Genomic DNA, 19,687 nt, shown 5'->3' with positions numbered 1-19,687 from the left:
GATGGCATCGAGCAAGCCCGTGACCGGGGTGCAGGGCGCAGCGGCCGGCGAGAACGCCGTCCCCGCCACAAACAAAGGTGAGGTCTTCACCTCGTTCGACGTGAACGCGTTCGAGGTGCCCCGTGGCCGTGACGAGGCGTGGCGATTCACGCCGCTCCGTCGTCTGCGCGGCCTGCACGACGGCACCGCAGTGACGCAGGGCGTGGTGGAATCGGCGATCATCGAGGTCGACGGCGACGTCACCGTCGAGACAGTCGGTCGCGACGACAAGCGGCTCGGCCAGGGTGGTGTTCCGTTCGATCGAGTTGCCGCGCAAGCGTACTCGACTTTCGAGTCTGCGACGGTCGTATCCGTCGGCCGGGAGACCGAAGTGGCCGCCCCGGTTCACATCACGGTGACGGGCCCGGGTGAGGGCAAGGTGGCGTTCGGGCACCTGCAGATCCGCCTCGAGGAGTTCGCGAAGGCGACCGTCATCCTCGACCAGAACGGCAGCGGAACCTACGCGGAGAACATCGAATTCGTGCTCGGCGACAGCGCGTCGCTGACGGTCGTCGTGCTCCAGGACTGGAACGACGACGCGGTTCACACCGCGGCGCACCACGCGATGCTCGGCCGTGACGCGGTGCTGCGACACACGTCGGTCAGCCTCGGCGGCGACTTGGTCCGCATCACGCCGACCGTGAAGTACTCCGGCCCGGGCGGTGACGCCGAGATGCTCGGCCTGTACTTCGCCGACGCCGGCCAGCACTTCGAGCACCGCCTGCTCGTGGATCACTCGCAGCCGCACTGCAAGTCCAACGTCGTGTACAAGGGTGCCTTGCAGGGTGATCCGGCCTCGGATACTCACTCCGGCAAGCCGGACGCGCACACCGTGTGGGTGGGCGACGTGTTGATCCGTGCCGAGGCCGAGGGCACCGACACCTTCGAGCTCAACCGCAACCTCGTGCTCACCGACGGGGCTCGCGCGGACTCGGTACCGAACCTCGAGATCGAGACCGGCGAGATCGTCGGCGCCGGGCACGCCAGCGCCACGGGACGTTTCGACGACGAGCAGTTGTTCTACCTACGGGCCCGGGGCATTCCCGAGGACCAGGCCCGACGGCTGGTCGTGCGTGGCTTCTTCCACGAGATCATCAACCGCATTGCCGTCCCCGAGGTGCGTGAGCGTCTCGAGGCCGCCGTAGAGGCCGAACTGGCCGCAGTCGGCGTGTGATCCGGCCGGCCGCCCGTCCACCAAGAACTCCCAGATACCCGCATTAGGAAATCGAATGTCTACGCTTGAAATTCGCGACCTGCACGTCAACGTCGCCAACTCGGACGCCAGTGCCGAGCCGATCAGCATCCTCAAGGGCGTCAACCTGACGGTCAGCTCGGGTGAGACCCACGCGATAATGGGCCCCAACGGTTCCGGTAAGTCCACGCTCTCGTACGCGATCGCCGGGCACCCCAAGTACGAGGTGACCGGTGGTTCCATCACGCTCGACGGTGAGAACGTTCTCGAGATGAGCGTCGACGAGCGCGCTCGCGCGGGCCTGTTCCTGGCGATGCAGTACCCCGTCGAGGTGCCCGGCGTCTCGATGTCGAACTTCCTGCGCACCGCCGCGACCGCGGTCCGTGGCGAGGCCCCGAAGCTGCGTCACTGGGTCAAGGAGGTCAAGGAGGCCATGTCGGCGCTCGAGATCGATCCGACCTTCGGTGACCGCAGCGTCAACGAGGGCTTCTCCGGCGGTGAGAAGAAGCGCCACGAGATCCTGCAGCTGGGACTGCTCGACCCGAAGATCGCGATCCTCGACGAGACTGACTCCGGCCTCGACGTCGACGCTCTGCGCGTGGTGTCCGAGGGCGTCAACCGTTACAAGGAGCACCAGGACGGCGGGATCCTGCTGATCACCCACTACACCCGAATCCTGCGTTACATCAAGCCCGACTACGTGCACGTGTTCGTCGACGGTCGGATCGTCGAGTCCGGCGGCCCGGAACTCGCCGACGAGCTCGAGGCCAACGGCTACGTGCGATTCACGCAGGCGGCGTCCGGGGCAGGGGCGTGACAGCATGACCACCACGGCGGCCGAGCTGGACGTCACCAGGATCCGGGAAGACTTCCCGATCCTGGGACGGACCGTGCGTGACGGAAAGCCCCTGGTGTACTTGGATTCCGGGGCGACCTCGCAGCGTCCGGTGCAGGTGCTCGACGCCGAGCGTGAGTTCCTGACCACATGCAACGCAGCTGTGCACCGCGGTGCGCATCAGCTGGCCGAGGAGGCCACCGACGCGTACGAGGGCGCGCGTGCGGCGATCGCCGCGTTCGTCGGGGCCGATCCGGGCGAACTGGTCTTCACCAAGAACGCGACCGAGGCGCTCAACCTGGTCGCGTACGTCTTCGGCGACGACCGATTCGACAAGGTCGTCGGCCCGGGTGACGAGATCGTCGTCACCGAACTCGAACACCACGCGAATCTTGTCCCGTGGCAAGAGCTTGCGCGCCGGACCGGTGCGACGTTGCGGTGGTACGGGATCACCGACGACGGCCGCATCGATCTGGATTCGCTCGAGCTGAGCGACAAGGTCAAGGTCGTCGCGTTCACGCACCAGTCGAACGTGACCGGCGCGATCTCCCCGGTCGCCGAGTTGGTGCAGCGGGCGCGGGCCGTGGGCGCGGTCACGGTTCTCGACGCGTGCCAGTCCGTTCCGCACATCGCCGTCGACTTCCGTTCCCTGGGTGTGGATTTCGCGGCATTCTCCGGGCACAAGATGCTCGGCCCGTCCGGCGTCGGTGTCCTGTACGGTCGCCGCGAGCTGCTGGCGTCGATGCCGCCGTTCATCACCGGCGGCTCGATGATCGAAACCGTCACGATGTCGGGCAGTACCTACGCGGCGCCCCCGCAGCGGTTCGAGGCCGGTGTGCCGATGACCTCGCAGGTCGTCGGTCTCGGTGCGGCCGTGAAGTACCTGGACGACATCGGGATGGATGCGGTCGCACGACACGAGCACCTGCTCGTGTCGGCTGCGCTCGAGGGGCTTGCCGGGATCGAGGGCGTGCGGATCGTCGGGCCCGCCGACACCGTGAATCGCGGTGGCGCTGTGTCTTTCGTCGTGGACGGTATCCACGCGCACGACCTCGGCCAGGTTCTCGACGACGACGGTGTTGCCGTGCGAGTCGGCCATCACTGCGCGTGGCCGATGCACCAGCGGTTCGGCATCGCCGCGACCGCGCGCGCATCGTTCGCGCTGTACAATACCCTCGACGAGGTCGAGGCGCTCATCGCCGGCGTCCGGCGTGCGCAGGACTTCTTCGGCGTGCGAGAAGGTGCCTGACGGTGCGCCTCGAATCGATGTACCAGGAAGTGATCCTGGACCACTACAAGCACCCGCACGGTCGGGGACTGCGGGAGCCGTTCGGCGCCGAGGTCCATCATGTCAACCCGACGTGCGGCGACGAGATCACGCTGCGGGCACACCTCGCCGTCGGCGAGGACGGCCGTTTCGTCGTCGACGACATCTCGTACGACGGCCAGGGCTGCTCGATCAGCCAGGCGTCGACCTCGGTGCTCTACGACCAGATCGTGGGGATGCCGCTCGATGAAGCACTGCGCACCGTCGAAGAGTTCAACCTTATGGTCAGCAGTCGCGGTACCGTCGAAGGCGACGAGGATGTGCTGGGAGACGGCATCGCGTTCGGCGGGGTGTCGAAATACCCGGCTCGCGTCAAGTGCGCACTGCTGGGATGGATGGCTTTCAAGGACGCGGTTGTTCGTATCGTCGAGGACCCCGATCGTGACGGCCCTGCTGAAGACGACGTCGCTCGAACAGAAGGACAAGCATCATGACCGACACCCAGGCCGAGCAGACCCAACCGGAGAACGAGGCCCCGGCCGCAGACTACGGCGTGACCTTGACCCCGGAGCGCCTCGACGAGCTCGAGGAGGCGATGCGTGACGTCGTCGACCCCGAACTCGGCATCAACGTGGTCGATCTGGGTCTGGTCTACGACTTCAAGGCCGAAGACACCGACGGCGTCGACACCGTCACGCTCGACATGACCTTGACATCGGCGGCGTGCCCGCTGACCGATGTGATCGAGGAGCAGTCGCGTCGCGCACTCGTCAACTCCGGGCTGTGCGACGAGCTGAAGATCAACTGGGTCTGGATGCCGCCGTGGGGTCCGGACAAGATCACCGAGGATGGTCGCGAGCAGCTACGCGCCCTCGGGTTCACGGTCTGAATGTCCGCCCGGGTCGCCCGGGAGCTGACCTACCCGGAGATCGGTGCCACCGCAGGTGAGCTACCTGCCGGATACCGACACGTCCGGCAATCGATCCATCTCGGACGCGGTGAGGACACGTTCCTCGCCGCGTCCGATGCGTTACTGGGGTGGGACATTCATCGCCGCGCGGGGATGCGGGTGGACGCGGACGCCCCGACTGCCGAGTCCGGAAGCGACGTGATTCTGCGTTGGTTCGGATTCACCATCCCGTGCCGTGTCGTCTACGTGGTCGACGAGCCCGACCGTCGCGGATTCGCGTATGGGACTCTGTCCGGGCATCCGGAATCCGGGGAAGAGCGATTCTGCGTCGAGCGGGGTGCCGACGGGGCCGTGCAGGCGACCATCACGGCTTTCTCGCGGCCCGGGCGGTGGTTCACCCGGCTGGGTGATCCGATCGCCCGCGCCGTGCAGCGGCTGATGACCAGGCGCTATCTGGGGGCCTTCTCCGGCTGACGGTTCAGGCGCGCTTTCGGCGGGTCTTCCTCGCGGTTGCGGGCTTGGTTTCCCCTCCGGCCGCATCGAGGCTGCGTTGCAGGGCCGCGACGAGATCGACGACCTCGGCGTCCGCGCCGGCCTCGGTCTGCTCGGCCGCCGGGATGACCTTCTTGCCGCCGCTCCGGATCGCCTCGTCGAGCAGTTGCCGCAACTGGATTTGGTAGTCGTCGGTGTACTCCGTCGGATCGAAGTCGTCGGCCATGCTCTCGACGAGCGTGCCCGCCATCTTCAGCTCCTTGGCGTGAGGATCCTGGGCGTCGTCCAGCGACGGGAACTCGGCCGCACGGACCTCGTCAGGCCACAACAGGGTCTGGATCACCAGCACACCATCACGCTCGCGCAGCGCAGCGAGACGAGTCTTTTGCCTTAGCGTGAAGTGCACGAGTGCGATGCGTTCCGTCTGTGCAAGCGTCTTCGCCAGCAGCACATACGCTTTCGGTGACGGCGAGTCCGGTTCGAGGTAGTAGCTCTTCTCGAACAGGATCGGGTCGATCTGCTCGGTGGGGACGAACTGCAGTACCGGGATTTCGTGCTTCTCGGCCGCCGGCAACTTCTCGAAATCCTCGTCGGTCAGGATGACGCGGTCACCCTCCTCGGAGTCGTATGCCTTGTCGATATCGGCGAACTGCACCGTTTGCCCGCACTCGCTGCACACGCGGTTGTACCGGATCCGTCCGCCGTCCTTGGCGTGGACCTGGTGGAAACGGATGTCGTGGTCCTCGGTCGCCGAGTACACCTTGACCGGCACGTTGACCAGCCCGAACGCGATGGAGCCCTTCCAGATCGATCGCATGCCCCACTATCACGCAGATCGGTGCCGCGTGTGACCGAGGTCCGAAGATCATCACCATCTCGAGATGTTCGGTTGCCGCAGGTCAATTACCTGAGAAGCCAGTTGTGTCCGGTTCCGGAGGGTGGGCGGCTATCTGTCCCGGTGTCGACGAGCGCCTTCCTGACGCGCTCTTCGAGCTTGTCCACCAGTACCGCGGTGGTGGCCGAACGTAGCCGCACGAGATGGTCTGTGTAGTAGAGGTAGCGTCCATCGCCGGCGACGTCGAACCAGGTCATCGAGTCGAGGATGGGATCGTAGGCACCCTGCCACGGACGGTGCAGGCAGATGTAGCCGGCGGCGGTACGGCGAGCCAGGATCCGTTTCAACAAGGGTGCCCCGGCAATGGTGGCGTTGTGCAGAACGCCGTTGCCGCCGGATTCGGCCTGCGGATCGTTGGCGCGCAGATCGTCGGGGTAGACGTCGACCGCGGAGGTACGTCCCGCCGGCACCTCCGGAAGTTCGTGGAGTAGATCGCGAGCGAACTGCCGGACGTCGGGTGCACGTGATGCGGGTCGGATCTGGATGCGTAGGTCGCCGGTTCCGGTGGTGGCGGGCAGTTGATCGGCGACCACGGTGACTCCACGGCGAATGGCGCCGCGGCGCAGTACGGGAGTGGCACCGGGGGAGTAGACGCTGACGGAGACCTCGGGATGACGAAGGACCCCAACTGCTTCCCGGAGCTGGTGGACGGGTTGCTCGGAACGCCACCGGTCCAACCGTTGCCGTTCGACGTACAGTTCGCTTTCGAGGCGCGCCTCGGTACGGTGCTCGAACGGGTGCGGCATCCTGTCGAGATCCGTTGCCTCCCACAGGTGCATGAACTGCGCGGAGGAGAGCTGCCCGTTCATGCTCCGAGCACCGGGGGAGCTACCGGGTCGAGGTCGCCGATCAAATCGTTTCCGTTTTCCATGTTGATGAGATAGTCGGGCGTCTTGTGCTCCGTATCGTCACCGGTCCCGGCGCCGCGTCCACCCATGGGCATGCCCATGCCCATTCCCGCGCCGGGACGGGTGGCTCCTGCTCCTGCTCCGGCTCCGGTGGCTCCTCCGGCGGCAACACGCGGTGCGGCTGAGCCGGAAGCCATAGCAGCGCTGGGGCTGTCGAATTTCGGCTGGCCTGCGCTGCCGTTTGCGACACCACCGCCAGCGATCCCACTTGCGCCGCCGCCCGCACCGCCGCTGCTGGGCACGCCGCCCTGTGGCCCATTGGCATTCGCGGCGAATGTCGACACCGGTGAATTGGCCTTGCCCTGAGAGTCGGGTGGAATGCCCTCCCCCGCAACGGTCGCAGCGTCCTCCGTGCCGGTCGCCTGTGTTGATTCGGTGTCGTCCACTCCGGGGCTGGCCGGCTCGTCCGAGTCGGTGGAGCCCGTACCCGAATTTGCAGCGCCACCTCGGGTCGGGGCAGCGGTCCCGGTCCAGCCGCCGGTTTCGAACCCCTGAACGCCGGGGATCGTTGGCGGGGGCAGGATCGCGGGGACATTCGTGCCGGCTTCGATGAAGCTGGGCTTGTAGATTCGCTCGAGGATCTGGGCCGCTTCGCGCCGCTGCTCTTCCTGCTGCGCTTTCGCCTCGACAGCACTCGTGGCGCTGGTCAGGAGTAGCAGGGGCTGCATGTCAGCCAGGAGACTTTGCACCCGCGGTTTCACATCGCTCGCGGCGCTGCTCGCCTGCTGGAGCTTGAGGCTGATTGTTCGGATCGACGCATGAGTGTCGTTGACCGGGTCCATCATCCGTTCGATCGCAGCGTTCGCGGCGTCCGCGGCGGCGCCCTCCCAATCGGTACTACCGGTGATGCGCTTCAGGTTCGTCAGACCCCAGACGATGTTGAACGCGCTTGCCACGGAGAGGTACCTGTGTGCAAGGTCCATGATCATGCCGGCATCGAGGGCAGAGACCTTGGCCGCCATCTCTTCACGACTCAGCCCCACGAATACATCCGGGTCCGTTACGTACGGGGCATCGACTTCCAGATCGACGGTGTCGCCGATTTGCTCGATGCTGGTGTCCAAACGCTCGCGTTCGATCGCACCGGCGCCGCCGAGTGGCGCCGCCAAAAGGTCGAGTAGATCCTTGCTGCTCATGTCAGTCCCCCAGATAGATGGCGTGCGATGACCTCGCGGCGTCCGGATACCGGCGCACCGATCTCGCTCCCTACGTCCCCTCAGGTAGATAGCGGGCGATGATGCTCGCGGTTTCCTCGATCCCGATGCACCGCTCTTCCTCGGTGTTCTGGTCCGATCGCGTGCGGAAGAAGACGCGGGAAACACCCAGGATGCCGTAGCTGGTCTCGATACTCACCGCGCAGTTGAGCGAGCTTGGTACCTCGAGCAGGGCCCGGCGCCCGTTGAGCATGATCGGCGTTGCGTAGTCCTTCGACTTCTCCTGCTGCTCGGCGAAGGTGATGTTCCCCGAGAGCAGGCTCAGCCCGTACTGCCGTTCTGGGGTATCGAACCCGCAGATCAGGAAGGTGTGATAGTCGGCGGCGACAACGTCTTCGTCCTTGGACTGCGGGTCGTATCCCGCCTCCACGAGCGCTTCATCCGGGATGTCGAGACAGGGATCGAACGTCACCCACGGTCGGTCCGACTGATCAACATGACGCGGGACCCGGACGGTTGGGGACGGCGACACCGGTTCCGACGCGGAAGCCACCTCCGGTGCAGTGGCGGGAGACCCACACGCGGTGAGAATCGACGCAAGCACCAAAAGCGTGCCTACGGAGGAGTGGCGCAGCTTCACTGATCGACCCCCGAGTCGAGACTGCCCAGTGCCCGGGTAAGCTGCCCGTCGGCGTCGGCGAAGGCCTCTCCACCAGCTGCGAATGCCTCCCGCATGGCCAGGATGACAGTTTCGTATTCCTCGAGCCGCTTGGTGACCGTCCCTGCCTTGCGGGTGTACCCGGCGGCGAGTTGGTCACCTATCCGGAAATCACCGAAGCCGTCCACGTACTGAAGGTCGCTCGCTTCCCTGAGTGCGTCACTAATCGAGTCCAGCATCTGATCGCAGATGCGCACGCACCGCTCGATAGCGTCAGGTTCGAGGTGCAGCGTCATCGATCCCCCCGTCATGGACGTGGCTCCCTCGGCCGCCCACGGGAATGGTACGTGGGTCTTGGAACTGCCCGAGCAGCGGGCTGAGTTTGCCGTAGCCCGAACGTCCTAAGCCGAAGCATCGCTGACCGTTGGCGCCACCCCTATCCCTCCGGATGCTCAAAGGCTGTGCAGCAAGCGATTCCGCGACAGTTGCAGGGCGTCCTTATCCGGCAGATCCTGGGTCTCGACCGAGCGATACCCGTCGGACGCCGGCGCGTACCAGCGTTCTTCGGATGGCCGGGTCCGAGGTGCGGAACAGCTCCCACATCGTGCGCATCGTCCCGGACGCGTCGGTGCGACGAGACAGATACGCGCGCTGGCGTTCCACCGGCAAGGCGAAGAAAGCGTCGAAGAACCTCGCGGCGTGGGCGGGATCGAGCTGGAGAAGTGCGGACAGCCCGACCTCCCGCAATGAATGGACTAGGCCAGCGTTCCACGGCCACAACGCCTTTGCGGGATCCCGGCCAGAGACAAGGGCTCGGACGACGTCGTCGACCGCTTCCAGGGAGGCCGCGACGCTGTACCCGGTGGCAGGGTGGGTCAGGCCCGCCCGCGCCCCGAACGCGAACCCCTCGGAGCGGGAACGTTCGGCTTGCACCGGGAACCGGACCCGCTCCACCCTGAGGTTCGCGGCCGGGTCGACCCCGCGGTTGGCCAGGCGGGTGTCGAGCCGTCTTCGGAGTTCGTCGACGGGTAGACCGGGACGGCCGACGAGGCAGGTTTCCTCGACCAGGACGGCGTCATCGCTCAGCGGCACCGCATACAGGAACGACGGCGGATCGCCAGGCGCGGTGCCGTTGTCGCGGCGCCAGTCCATGAACCAACAGGAGGCGCTGCCCAGGGCGGGGTCCGCCGCGGCGGTGGGCAGCACGAGTCCGAAGGCAGTCTGCTCGGCCAGCGTCGGGTCCGGGCGTAGTCCGCGGGCGTCGACCACCTGGGCCGCCAGGATCTCGGAGCCGTCGCGCAACGACTTCCAGATCGACGGTGTCGCCGATCTGCTCGATGCTGGTGTCCAAACGTTCGCGTTCGATCGCACCTTGGCCGCCTAACGGCGCCGCGAAGATGTCGGCTAGATCCTTACTGCTCATGTCAGTCAGTCCCCCACGTAGAGAGCGTGCGATAACCTCGCGGAGCCCGGATACAGGCGCGCAACTATTGCTCCCTACGTCCCCTCAGGCAGATAGCGGGAGATGATGCGAGCGGTGTCCTCGATCCCGACGCACTGCTCTTCTTCCACGTTCTGGTCCGACCGAGAGGGGAGGAAGACGCGGGAGACGATCAGGATGCCGTAGCCGGTTTCCATGCTGATGCCGCAAGTACCCTCGGATGGAATCTTGCGCAGGGCGCGGCGGCCGTCGAACTCGATCGGTGTGGAGTAGTCCTGCACCTTCTCCTGTTCCTCGGCGAAGGTGATGTTCGACGAGTACAGACCCAGCCCGTACTGGCGTTGCGGGGTGTCGAAGTTGCAGATTAGGAAGGTGTGGTAGTCCGCACGGACGACATCTTCGTCCTTGGTCCCCGGGTCGTAGCCGGCCTCCACCAGTGCCTCGTCCGGGATGTCGAGACACGGATCGAACACCACCAGTGGCCGATCCGACTGATCCACGTAGCGCGGCACCCGGGTGGTCGGGGACGGTGACACAGTGTCCGATGCCGACACCGCCTCGGGTGCGGCGGCGGGAGACCCGCAGGCGGTGAGGATCGACGCGAGCACCAGGGGCACGGCGACCGACGCGTGTCGCAGTATCATCGGTCCACTCCCTGGTCGAGGCTGCCGAGCGCCCGGGCGAGCTGCCCGTCGGTGTCGGCGAACGCCTCGCCACCGGCAGCGAAGGCCTCCCGCATGGCCAATATGACGGCTCGATAGTCCCTGAGCCGCTGGTCGACCGTCTCTGCTTTGCGGGTGTACCCGGCCGCGAGTTGGTGCGCGATCTGGAAATCACCGAAACCGCCGACGTTGTGAAGACCTTGCGCCTCTTTGATTGCGTCGTCGAGCGAGTCGAGCATCCGATCGCAGATGCGCACGCACTGCTCGATGGCTTCCGGTTCGAGGTGCAGCCCCATCAATCCCCCCGTCGTGACCGTGACCCACCACCGTGACGTCCACGGCCGCATGCGGGATGCTACGTGACCACAACCTCCCAGCCGCGGGCAGGGTTTGACCCACCCGGACCGAGCCTGCCGAACGCGAATTCGATCCCCAGATCGGAAGCCCCCGAGCTTGTTTCCTGCTTCACTTGCCCGCGACGAAGCCCAAGGCTGCGGATCGTCGAACACCGACGCGCACCAGCGTTCGGCGGATGGGCCGTGCCGCGGTACGGAACAACTCCCACATCGTGCGCATCGTCCCGGCCGCGTCGGTGCGGCGGGACAGATACGCGCGCTGGCGCTCGATCGGCAAAGCGAAGAAGGCGTCGAAGAACTCGGCGGTGTGGGCGGGTTCGAGCTGGAGAAGTGCGGCTAGACCGACCTCCCGCAACGACTGGACGAGGCGAGCGTCCCACGGCCACAATGCCTTTGCGGGATCCTGGCCGGAGACAAGAGCTTGGACGACGTCGTCGACCGCTCCCAGCGAGGCCGCGACGCTGTACCCCGTGGCTGGGTGGATCAGGCCTGCTCGCGCCCCGAACGCGAACCCGTCGGAGCGGGAACGTTCGGCTTGCACCGGGAACCGGACCCGCTCCACCCCCAGGTTCGCGGCCGGGTCGACCCCGCGGTTGCCCAGGCGGGCGTCGAGCCGCCCACGGAGTTCGTTGACGGGTAGACCGGGACGGCCGACGAGGCAGGTTTCCTCGACCAGGACAGTGTCATCGCTCAGCGGCACCGCGTACAGAAACGACGGCGGATCGCCAGGCGCGGTGCCGTTGTCGCGGCGCCAGTCCATGAACCAACAGGAGGCGCCGCCCAGGGCCGGGTCCGCTGCCGCAGCGGGGAGCACGAGTCCGAAGGCGGTCTGCTCGGCCAGCGTCGGGTCCGGGCGCAGCCCGCGGGCGTCGACCACCCGGGCCGCGCGGATCTCGGAGCCGTCGCGCAACTCGGCGGCACCTGAACTGATCTCGGTGGCGACTCCCCGGATGACGCGGACGCCGTCGAGGTCGAGTCGACGGTGCAGCGCGGAGTTGTCGAGCACGCAGTAGGGGCGATCGACGATCCTTTCGCACCCGGCCCAGACGCGGGGATCGGGCGCCGTCGTCCGAAGCACGTCGGAGCCGAGCCACCCGGGTAGTTCGTCCACCCACGCCGCGTACGTCGACGCCCACGGCCGGTCGGGGTTCGGATCGACACCGACGACCTTCAGTCCAGCGCGGGCGGAGCGGTGCGCGAGAGCGCGGCCGGCGGGACCGAGCCCGACGACAGCGACATCCGCCCTCAGGCTCAGAACGAGCCCGTCGCGAGCAGTCCTCCGTCCACCCGGACCGTCTCACCGGTGATCCACGCGGCGGCGTCGGAGACCAGGAATCCGACCAGGCCTGCGACGTCCTCGGGTGTCCCCAGTCGCTTCATCGGGTAGATCGACGACGCCTGATCCTCTCCGGCGGCGACCAGCGCCGCGGCGAACTTGGTCTTCACCACACCCGGGGCAACCGCATTGACGCGGATGTTCGGGCCCAGCTGCCACGCGAGTTCCTCGGTGAGCCGGATGAGAGCGGCCTTCGATGCGCCGTACGCGGCGATGACGCCCGTCGACCGTATACCCGCGACACTCGCCAGATTCACGATGGAGCCGCCGTGTTCACCCATCCACGCCCGGTACGCCTCCTGCACGTACCCGAGCGCCGCCACGACGTTGACGTCGAAGATCTTGCGGACAGCGTCGAGGTCGGCTTCGATCAGTGTCCCGAAAACGGGGTTGATGCCGGTGTTGTTGATCAGAATGTCGAGGGAGCCGAGTTCGGACACCGTCCGCGCGACCGCATCGCGGCGGGCGTCGGCGTCACCCGAGTTGCCGGCCATCGCGATGACCTGACCGCCGTGTCCGAGTGCACGCAGTTCCTTCGCGGCCTCGTCGAGCGGATCGGGCTTGCGGGCGGTGACGACGACGTTCGCTCCACGGGCGAGGAGTTCGGCTGCGATCCCCTTGCCGATGCCACGGCTGGCGCCGGTGACGAGAGCGTTGCGTCCCTGCAGGTCCTTCTCACGAGTCATGCCATCGAACGTTAGCGGAGTCACTTAACCGGTGCGCATCGGCGGGTCAGGACCAGGCTAGACTCGAGTTTTCGTGTGCTCGCCGCCGGCACTGCGGTGCCCGCGGATCGCGCCCGCCGCGCCCGAGCCGTTCCACTGCTTGTTCGTTCGAGGAGTCTTTCTTGATTACCGCCACCGACTTGGAAGTTCGCGCCGGTGTCCGGACGCTGCTTTCGTCTCCTGGATCGGCGCTGCGAGTGCAGGCGGGTGATCGGATCGGCCTCGTCGGGCGCAACGGTGCCGGCAAGACGACCACCCTGCGGATTCTCGCGGGCGAGGCGGAGCCCTACGCGGGTGCCGTCGTCGGAAGCGGCGACGTCGGGTACCTGCCGCAGGACCCCAAGGAGGGTGACCTCGACGTGCTCGCGAAGGACCGGGTGCTCTCGGCGCGCGGGCTCGACGAGATCCTCCAGAGGATGGAGAAGCAACAGGCCATCATGGCCGAGGCCGTCGACGATGCGCAGCGTGACCGGGCGGTCCGAAAGTTCGGCAACCTCGAGGAACGCTTCTCCGCGCTCGGCGGATACGTCGCCGAGTCCGAGGCCGCCCGCATCTGCCACAGCCTGGGCCTGCCGGACCGGATTCTGAACCAGCAGCTCAAGACGCTGTCGGGCGGGCAGCGCCGGCGCGTCGAGCTGGCGCGCATCCTCTTCGCGGCGTCTGATGGGTCGGGTGGCAAGTCGAACACGACCCTGCTGCTCGACGAGCCCACCAACCACCTCGACGCCGACTCCATCACATGGCTGCGCGGCTTCCTGCAGAACCACGACGGAGGGTTGATCGTCATCAGCCACGACGTCGACCTGCTCGGGGACGTCGTCAACAAGGTCTGGTTCCTCGATGCGGTGCGCAGCGAGGCGGACATCTACAACATGGGCTGGAAGAAGTACCTCGATGCCCGCGCCACCGATGAGGCGCGCCGTCGCCGGGAGCGAGCCAACGCCGAGAAGAAGGCCGGCGCGTTGCGTGCCCAGGCCGCGAAGCTCGGCGCCAAGGCCACCAAGGCGACCGCAGCGCAGAACATGGCCAAGCGTGCCGACAAGCTGATGGCCGAACTCGACGATGTGCGAGTCGCCGACAAGGTCGCGCACATTCGGTTCCCCGAGCCCGCTGCGTGCGGCAAGACCCCGCTGATGGCCAAGGAACTCACCAAGGTCTACGGATCACTCGAGATCTTCACCGGTGTCGACCTCGCGATCGATCGCGGCTCGCGTGTGGTCATCCTCGGGCTCAACGGCGCGGGCAAGACGACGCTGCTGCGCCTACTCGCGGGCGTCGAGACCCCCGACCTGGGCGAGTTGGTGCCCGGCCATGGTCTCAAGGTCGGCTACTTCGCGCAGGAGCACGACACCCTCGACGACGATGCGTCCGTGTGGGAGAACATCCGGCACGCGGCACCGGACGCGGGGGAGCAGGACCTGCGAGGACTGCTGGGCGCGTTCATGTTCACCGGACCGCAGCTCGAGCAGCCCGCCGGGACACTGTCCGGTGGCGAGAAGACCCGCCTGGCGCTGGCCGGGCTGGTGTCGTCGGCGGCGAATGTGCTCCTGCTCGACGAGCCGACCAACAACCTGGACCCCGTCTCACGTGAGCAGGTGCTCGACGCGCTGCGCAGCTACACTGGTGCGGTCGTTCTCGTCACGCACGATCCGGGCGCCGCGGAGGCCCTGAACCCGGAGCGCGTGATCCTGCTGCCCGACGGCACAGAGGACCATTGGTCGCAGGAGTACCTCGAACTGATCCAGCTCGCGTAAATCGTCCAAATCCGCTGGCAGGGAAGATTTCCGTGGTGTTGAAGACCTGTCCGTGGGTGATCTAGCCTGGAGGGCGGGACTCGTTCAGCCGACCGGAGGACGCCATGGCGGAGACCACGGGGATCTCGAGGGGGGCCCGAATCACCGGGGAATCGCGTGACAAGCTCCGCGAAGATTTGAAGGAACAGTACGAAGCGGGCGCGAGCATCCGCACGCTCGCCGAACAAACGGGCCGCTCGTACGGATTCATCCACAACGTCCTCGTCGAGGCCGACGTGACCCTGCGGCGGCGGGGTGGGCCCAACAGGCGCAAAGCCACGGGGTAGGTCCTGGGCACGCCGACTGGCCGCGCGCCGCATCCGACGCGCGGTCACCCTCGCCGTCGAACCGATTCCTCCACGAGATCGAGCACGGCCGCTAGATTCTCCGCGCCGTGTCCGGAGGCGATGCGCGCGATGAGCCCGTCGAGGACGAGGTCGAGGTAGTCCAGCAGGACGTCGGTGGGCAGATCCTCGCGGAGCCGTCCGGCGGACTTCTGATGCTCGAGCCGGCGCACCGTGGCCTCGGTGAGTTCGACGCTGCGCTGGGTCCAGTCACGCGCGAACTCGGGATCGGTGCGCAGGCGCCGGGCGATCTCGAGGCGGGTTCCGAGCCAGTCGAACTGCTCGGGCGAGGCCAGCATGTCGCGCATCACCTGGACCAGACCGCCCTCGGCGACGACGTCGGCCATCCGCTTGGCGTCCTCGTGGGCGAGCGCTAGGAACAAGCCGTCCTTGTCCTTGAAGTGGTGGAAGATCGCCCCACGCGAGAGCCCGGTGGTCTCCTCGAGTCGGCGCACGGTGGCGCCGTCGTAGCCGTACCGCGCGAAGCACTGGCGAGCCCCGTCGAGGATCTGACTCCGTCGCGCCGCGAGATGGTCTTCACTGACCTTCGGCACAGCCGACATCCTTTCGTCCGATACCGCTTTCGTCCGATACCGCAACGGCGGGCCCGAGACCGACGTCCCGAGCCCGCCGTCAACGCACTGGGTGATCGCTGATCACACGATCGGGTGACTAGCCCCGGATCATGTTGCGCAGCACGTACTGCAGGATGCCGCCGTTGCGGTAGTAGTCCGCCTCACCGGGGGTGTCGATGCGGACGACCGCGTCGAACTCGACCTTACTGCCGTCGGCCTTGGTCGCGGTGACACGCACCGTACTCGGCGTGGTGCCCTCGTTCAGCTTCTCGATGCCCTCGATGTCGAAGACCTCGGTGCCGTCCAGGCCGAGCGACGCAGCCGACTCACCGGCCGGGAACTGCAGCGGGATGACGCCCATGCCGATCAGGTTCGAGCGGTGGATGCGCTCGAACGACTCGGTGATGACGGCCTTGACGCCGAGGAGGCGGGTGCCCTTGGCGGCCCAGTCGCGGGACGAGCCGGAACCGTACTCCTTGCCGCCCAGGACGACCAGCGGGACGCCGGCCTTCTGGTAGTTCTGCGACGCGTCGTAGATGAACGCCTGAGGCGCTCCCTCCTGGGTGAAGTCGCGGGTGTAGCCACCCGAGACGCCGTCCAGCAGCTGGTTCTGCAGGCGGATGTTCGCGAACGTGCCGCGAATCATCACCTCGTGGTTGCCGCGGCGCGAGCCCAGGGAGTTGTAGTCCTTGCGCTCGACACCGTGAGAGTCGAGGTACTGCGCAGCCGGGGTGCCAGGCTTGATCGGGCCGGCCGGGCTGATGTGGTCGGTGGTGACCGAGTCGCCGAGCAGCGCCAGCACACGCGCCCCCTTGACGTCGGTGACCGGGGCGGGCTCCATGGTCATGCCGTCGAAGTACGGCGCCTTGCGGACGTAGGTCGAGTTCTCGTCCCACGCGAAGGTGTCGCCCTCCGGGGTGTCCAGGTTCTGCCAGCGGTGGTCGCCCTTGAAGACGTCCGCGTAGGACTTGCGGAACATGTCTTCGCTGATCGCCGACTTGATGGTGTCGTCGATCTCCTGGGCCGAAGGCCAGATGTCCTTCAGGAAGACTTCGTTGCCGTCCTTGTCCCGACCCAGGGCGTCGTTCTCGAAGTCGAAGTCCATCGTGCCGGCCAGCGCGTAGGCGATGACGAGCGGCGGGGACGCCAGGTAGTTCATCTTGACGTCGGGGGAGATGCGTCCCTCGAAGTTGCGGTTGCCCGACAGGACCGCGGTGACCGACAGATCGTTGTCGTTGACGGCCTTCGAGATCTCTTCCGGCAGCGGGCCGGTGTTGCCGATGCAGGTGGTGCAACCGTAGCCGCCCAGGTAGAAGCCGAGCTTCTCGAGGTACGGCCACAGGCCGGCCTTCTCGTAGTAGTCGGAGACGACCTGCGAACCCGGGGCCATGTTGGTCTTGACCCACGGCTTGGTCTCGAGGCCCTTCTCGACCGCGTTGCGGGCGAGCAGCGCGGCACCGAGCATCACCGACGGGTTCGACGTGTTCGTGCAGGACGTGATTCCCGCGACCACGACGGCGCCGTGGTCGAGTACGAAGTCGCCGCGCTCGTCGGAACGGACGCGAACCGGGTTGGACGGACGGCCATTCGTGCCGTTCGCGGCAGACGGAACCGCGGCGTCATCGTGCGCGGTCGAGTGTTCGACCGGATCGGACGCCGGGAACGACTCCTCGACGGCCTCGTCGAGCGCGGAGTGCGCCGCCTCGGCACCGTTGGTGACGTAGGTGACGAGGTCGCGCCGGAAGGCGTCCTTCGACTCCGACAGCAAGATGCGGTCCTGCGGGCGCTTCGGGCCGGCGATCGACGGCACGACGGTGCCCAGATCCAGCTCGAGGTACTCGGAGTACGCGGGCTCGTGGTCCGCGTCGTGCCACATGCCCTGTTCCTTGGCGTACGCCTCGACGAGCGCGAGCTGCTCGTCGCTGCGGCCGGTCAGACGCAGGTAGTTGATCGTCTCGCCGTCAATCGGGAAGATCGCCGCGGTCGAGCCGAACTCGGGGCTCATGTTGCCCAGCGTGGCGCGGTTGGCGAGCGGAACCTCGGCGACACCGTTGCCGTAGAACTCGACGAACTTGCCGACCACGCCGTGCTTGCGCAGCATGTCGGTGACGGTGAGCACGACGTCGGTGGCGGTCACGCCCGGCTTGATCTCACCGGTCAGCTTGAAGCCGACCACGCGAGGGATCAGCATCGAGACCGGCTGGCCGAGCATGGCGGCCTCGGCCTCGATGCCGCCGACGCCCCAGCCCAGCACACCCAGGCCGTTGACCATCGTGGTGTGCGAGTCGGTGCCGACGCAGGTGTCGGGGTACGCCTGGCCGTTGCGGGTCATCACCGTGGGTGCCAGGTATTCGATGTTGACCTGGTGGACGATGCCCATGCCCGGGGGGACGACCTTGAAGTCGTCGAACGCGCCCTGGCCCCAGCGAAGGAACTGGTAGCGCTCGCCGTTGCGCTGGTACTCGAGGTCGACGTTGCGCTCGAGTGCGTCGGCGCGACCGAAGACGTCGAGGATCACCGAGTGGTCGATGACCATGTCGGCGGGGGAGAGGGGGTTGACCTTGTTCGGGTCGCCGCCGAGCGTGGTGACGGCCTCACGCATGGTCGCGAGGTCGACGACACAGGGGACACCGGTGAAGTCCTGCATGATCACGCGTGCAGGCGTGAACTGGATCTCGACGCTCGGCTCGGCCGAGGGATCCCAGTTCGCGATGGCCCGAATGTGATCGGCGGTGATGTTGGCGCCGTCCTCGGTGCGCAGCAGGTTCTCGGCGAGAACCTTCAGCGCGTACGGCAGCTTCTCGGTGCCGGGCACGGCCGAGAGGCGGAAGATCTCGTACGAGTTGTCTCCGACCTCTAGCGTTCCCTTGGCGCCGAACGAATCAATACTGGTGGTCACGTCAGCTCCACTCATCTTTGAGGTTCGCCGTCGACGGGGCTGTGACGACGGCTGAAGCGAGGCACGCGAACAGTGCCCGGTTCGGTCGGCGGACCGAACCCGACGGCTACGCGGGCTTCTGGATGGCGAGTCTAACGGTACGCTTGTCCTGTGAGACTGCGGGGTCTGGCCCTCAGAGTCGCCGACTGTCGGGTCGGCTCGCGCCGTCCCAATCCTCACGCAGTCGGTGCACGGGCGCAACGGAGGGCGGCGCTGCGGTGGCGAGTCGTCGCGTACTGTGATTCAGGCTGTACCCGCGCATTTCCGACAGCCACCGATACCGACCACCCCGATACCGACAGACACCGGATAAGAGATGCTTGCTCACATCGCGCCCGCCCGACTGCCGCTCGCTGCGACGATCCCCGACGACGTGTCCGTCGACGCGGTGCTCGCGGACCTCGCGGCCGACCGCGTCTCGGCGCCTGATGCCGACATCGCCGGCCTGCGTGACGTGGTCGCCCGCGCGCAGGAGCACGGAATCGATCTGAGCGTCGTCGTGCTCGACCGAAATCCGGCCCGGCCCGAGCAGTTGCGTGACCTGGCGACCGAGGTGGGCATGGTCGAGGGCGGCACGGTCCTCGTTCTCAGTCCGTCGGCACCGGGCACCTACAGCGACTCCATCAGCAGGGTCGTGCTCGAGGGCGCGCAGGACCACACCTACACCGGCAACGCCGTCGTGTCGGCGAACAACTTCCTCGACGACATCACCGCCCCACAGGAGCCGTGGGGGCTGATCACTGCTCTGTTGGTGCTCGTCGTTGCCCTCGTGGCTGGAGTGTCGTACGTGGCCAAGGTCCGCCGGGGGCCGTCCACGCCTGGCGTCGACTCCGGGTCCGGCGACCCGGGCGCCGGGCCCGGCGATGAACGCGCCCCCTCGGTCGACTGAGCGGAATCCGCACACCTCTCGATGCCCTGGCGGCCACGAACCGCTCTCGGTTCCCCGCGGTCGAATCGCGTCCTACTTTGTGACAAGAGTCCATCAGAGGGACACAAGATGTCGTAGTGTTTTCGATGACACTTTTGGGGAAACAGTGTCGCAGGAGCTGCTATGACAAGTGATGTGACGGCTGCGCTGTGATGTGAATCTGCCCGCCATCCTCGGTGGCATTGCTGGTGGTACCACCCCGCGTGGATCGGTCCGACGTCCGACGTCGGTCGCAGCCG

At 66.8% G+C, this 19,687-nt stretch carries 21 protein-coding genes; 9 read left to right on the top strand and 12 right to left on the bottom strand.

Annotated elements, in window-relative coordinates; all coding sequences use genetic code 11:
- Position 1 precedes the first annotated feature (1 nt).
- The 6 genes from sufD to EF834_RS09450 are packed head-to-tail and all read left to right on the top strand — an operon-like array spanning position 2 to position 4,717.
- On the top strand, positions 2-1,213 hold the full coding sequence (gene sufD, locus EF834_RS09475; RefSeq protein ID WP_127947320.1) for a Fe-S cluster assembly protein SufD: 1,212 nt from the start codon (positions 2-4) through the stop codon (positions 1,211-1,213).
- A 55-nt stretch (positions 1,214-1,268) separates the two neighbouring features.
- On the top strand, positions 1,269-2,048 hold the full coding sequence (gene sufC, locus EF834_RS09470; protein WP_127946968.1) for a Fe-S cluster assembly ATPase SufC: 780 nt from the start codon (positions 1,269-1,271) through the stop codon (positions 2,046-2,048).
- A gap of 4 nt (positions 2,049-2,052) precedes the next feature.
- Positions 2,053-3,315 carry a cysteine desulfurase gene (locus EF834_RS09465; protein WP_127946967.1) on the top strand — a complete coding sequence of 421 codons (1,263 nt, stop codon included), beginning with the start codon at positions 2,053-2,055 and terminating at the stop codon, positions 3,313-3,315.
- A 2-nt stretch (positions 3,316-3,317) separates the two neighbouring features.
- Positions 3,318-3,827: a Fe-S cluster assembly sulfur transfer protein SufU gene (sufU, locus tag EF834_RS09460; protein ID WP_127946966.1), complete on the top strand. Its 510-nt coding sequence runs from the start codon at positions 3,318-3,320 to the stop codon at positions 3,825-3,827.
- Positions 3,824-4,222, top strand: a complete 399-nt coding sequence (locus EF834_RS09455; RefSeq protein ID WP_127946965.1) for a metal-sulfur cluster assembly factor — start codon at positions 3,824-3,826, stop codon at positions 4,220-4,222. The genes sufU and EF834_RS09455 overlap by 4 nt, the downstream gene beginning before the upstream one ends.
- Positions 4,223-4,717 carry a DUF1990 domain-containing protein gene (locus EF834_RS09450; protein ID WP_127946964.1) on the top strand — a complete coding sequence of 165 codons (495 nt, stop codon included), beginning with the start codon at positions 4,223-4,225 and terminating at the stop codon, positions 4,715-4,717. It abuts the gene before it with no gap.
- A gap of 4 nt (positions 4,718-4,721) precedes the next feature.
- Here the strand turns inward: EF834_RS09450 and ku are convergent, their stop codons facing one another.
- From ku to EF834_RS09400, 10 genes are all read right to left on the bottom strand, one after another.
- On the bottom strand, positions 4,722-5,552 hold the full coding sequence (ku, locus tag EF834_RS09445) for a non-homologous end joining protein Ku (RefSeq protein ID WP_127946963.1): 831 nt from the start codon (positions 5,550-5,552) through the stop codon (positions 4,722-4,724).
- 86 nt (positions 5,553-5,638) lie between these two features.
- Positions 5,639-6,439 (bottom strand): ESX secretion-associated protein EspG, encoded by an 801-nt coding sequence (locus EF834_RS09440; RefSeq protein ID WP_127946962.1) that lies wholly within the window; start codon positions 6,437-6,439, stop codon positions 5,639-5,641.
- Positions 6,436-7,674 carry a hypothetical protein gene (locus EF834_RS09435; protein WP_127946961.1) on the bottom strand — a complete coding sequence of 413 codons (1,239 nt, stop codon included), beginning with the start codon at positions 7,672-7,674 and terminating at the stop codon, positions 6,436-6,438. Before EF834_RS09435 ends, EF834_RS09440 begins: the two co-directional genes overlap by 4 nt.
- Positions 7,675-7,744: 70 nt before the next feature.
- Positions 7,745-8,296 carry a DUF3558 family protein gene (locus tag EF834_RS09430; RefSeq protein ID WP_268960980.1) on the bottom strand — a complete coding sequence of 184 codons (552 nt, stop codon included), beginning with the start codon at positions 8,294-8,296 and terminating at the stop codon, positions 7,745-7,747.
- Positions 8,297-8,328: 32 nt separating this feature from the next.
- Complete coding sequence (locus EF834_RS09425) at positions 8,329-8,661, bottom strand: hypothetical protein (RefSeq protein WP_127946960.1); 333 nt, start codon at positions 8,659-8,661, stop codon at positions 8,329-8,331.
- A 187-nt stretch (positions 8,662-8,848) separates the two neighbouring features.
- Positions 8,849-9,721, bottom strand: a complete 873-nt coding sequence (locus tag EF834_RS09420) for a lycopene cyclase family protein (RefSeq protein WP_127946959.1) — start codon at positions 9,719-9,721, stop codon at positions 8,849-8,851.
- Positions 9,722-9,847: 126 nt separating this feature from the next.
- Positions 9,848-10,435, bottom strand: a complete 588-nt coding sequence (locus EF834_RS09415; RefSeq protein ID WP_127946958.1) for a DUF3558 domain-containing protein — start codon at positions 10,433-10,435, stop codon at positions 9,848-9,850.
- On the bottom strand, positions 10,432-10,800 hold the full coding sequence (locus EF834_RS09410) for a hypothetical protein (protein WP_235871085.1): 369 nt from the start codon (positions 10,798-10,800) through the stop codon (positions 10,432-10,434). Before EF834_RS09410 ends, EF834_RS09415 begins: the two co-directional genes overlap by 4 nt.
- Positions 10,801-10,918: 118 nt before the next feature.
- Complete coding sequence (locus EF834_RS09405) at positions 10,919-12,064, bottom strand: lycopene cyclase family protein (RefSeq protein WP_127946957.1); 1,146 nt, start codon at positions 12,062-12,064, stop codon at positions 10,919-10,921.
- Positions 12,061-12,831, bottom strand: coding sequence for an SDR family oxidoreductase (locus EF834_RS09400; protein WP_127946956.1), 771 nt, complete (start codon positions 12,829-12,831; stop codon positions 12,061-12,063). Before EF834_RS09400 ends, EF834_RS09405 begins: the two co-directional genes overlap by 4 nt.
- Before the next feature lie 161 nt (positions 12,832-12,992).
- On the opposite strand from EF834_RS09400, the gene EF834_RS09395 reads away from it, so the two are divergent.
- Positions 12,993-14,624, top strand: coding sequence for an ABC-F family ATP-binding cassette domain-containing protein (locus tag EF834_RS09395; RefSeq protein ID WP_127946955.1), 1,632 nt, complete (start codon positions 12,993-12,995; stop codon positions 14,622-14,624).
- 104 nt (positions 14,625-14,728) lie between these two features.
- Positions 14,729-14,950 carry a helix-turn-helix domain-containing protein gene (locus EF834_RS09390; RefSeq protein WP_127946954.1) on the top strand — a complete coding sequence of 74 codons (222 nt, stop codon included), beginning with the start codon at positions 14,729-14,731 and terminating at the stop codon, positions 14,948-14,950.
- Positions 14,951-14,994: 44 nt separating this feature from the next.
- Here the strand turns inward: EF834_RS09390 and EF834_RS09385 are convergent, their stop codons facing one another.
- Together EF834_RS09385 and acnA are read right to left on the bottom strand one after the other, a co-directional pair.
- Entirely contained in the window at positions 14,995-15,561 is a 567-nt protein-coding gene (locus tag EF834_RS09385) for a TetR/AcrR family transcriptional regulator (RefSeq protein ID WP_127946953.1), read from the bottom strand.
- 118 nt (positions 15,562-15,679) lie between these two features.
- Complete coding sequence (acnA, locus tag EF834_RS09380; protein ID WP_127946952.1) at positions 15,680-18,481, bottom strand: aconitate hydratase AcnA; 2,802 nt, start codon at positions 18,479-18,481, stop codon at positions 15,680-15,682.
- 355 nt (positions 18,482-18,836) lie between these two features.
- Here acnA and EF834_RS09375 point away from each other — a divergent pair, with 355 nt between their 5' ends.
- The gene (locus tag EF834_RS09375; protein WP_235871084.1) at positions 18,837-19,409 is read left to right on the top strand and encodes an Rv1476 family membrane protein; all 573 of its coding nucleotides are present in this window, start codon (positions 18,837-18,839) and stop codon (positions 19,407-19,409) included.
- Positions 19,410-19,687 lie beyond the last annotated feature (278 nt).

Origin of the sequence: Rhodococcus spongiicola (assembly GCF_004011835.1) — a bacterium.
GTDB classification, from domain to species: domain Bacteria; phylum Actinomycetota; class Actinomycetes; order Mycobacteriales; family Mycobacteriaceae; genus Prescottella; species Prescottella spongiicola.
This window is presented reverse-complemented; position numbering and strand designations above follow the sequence as displayed.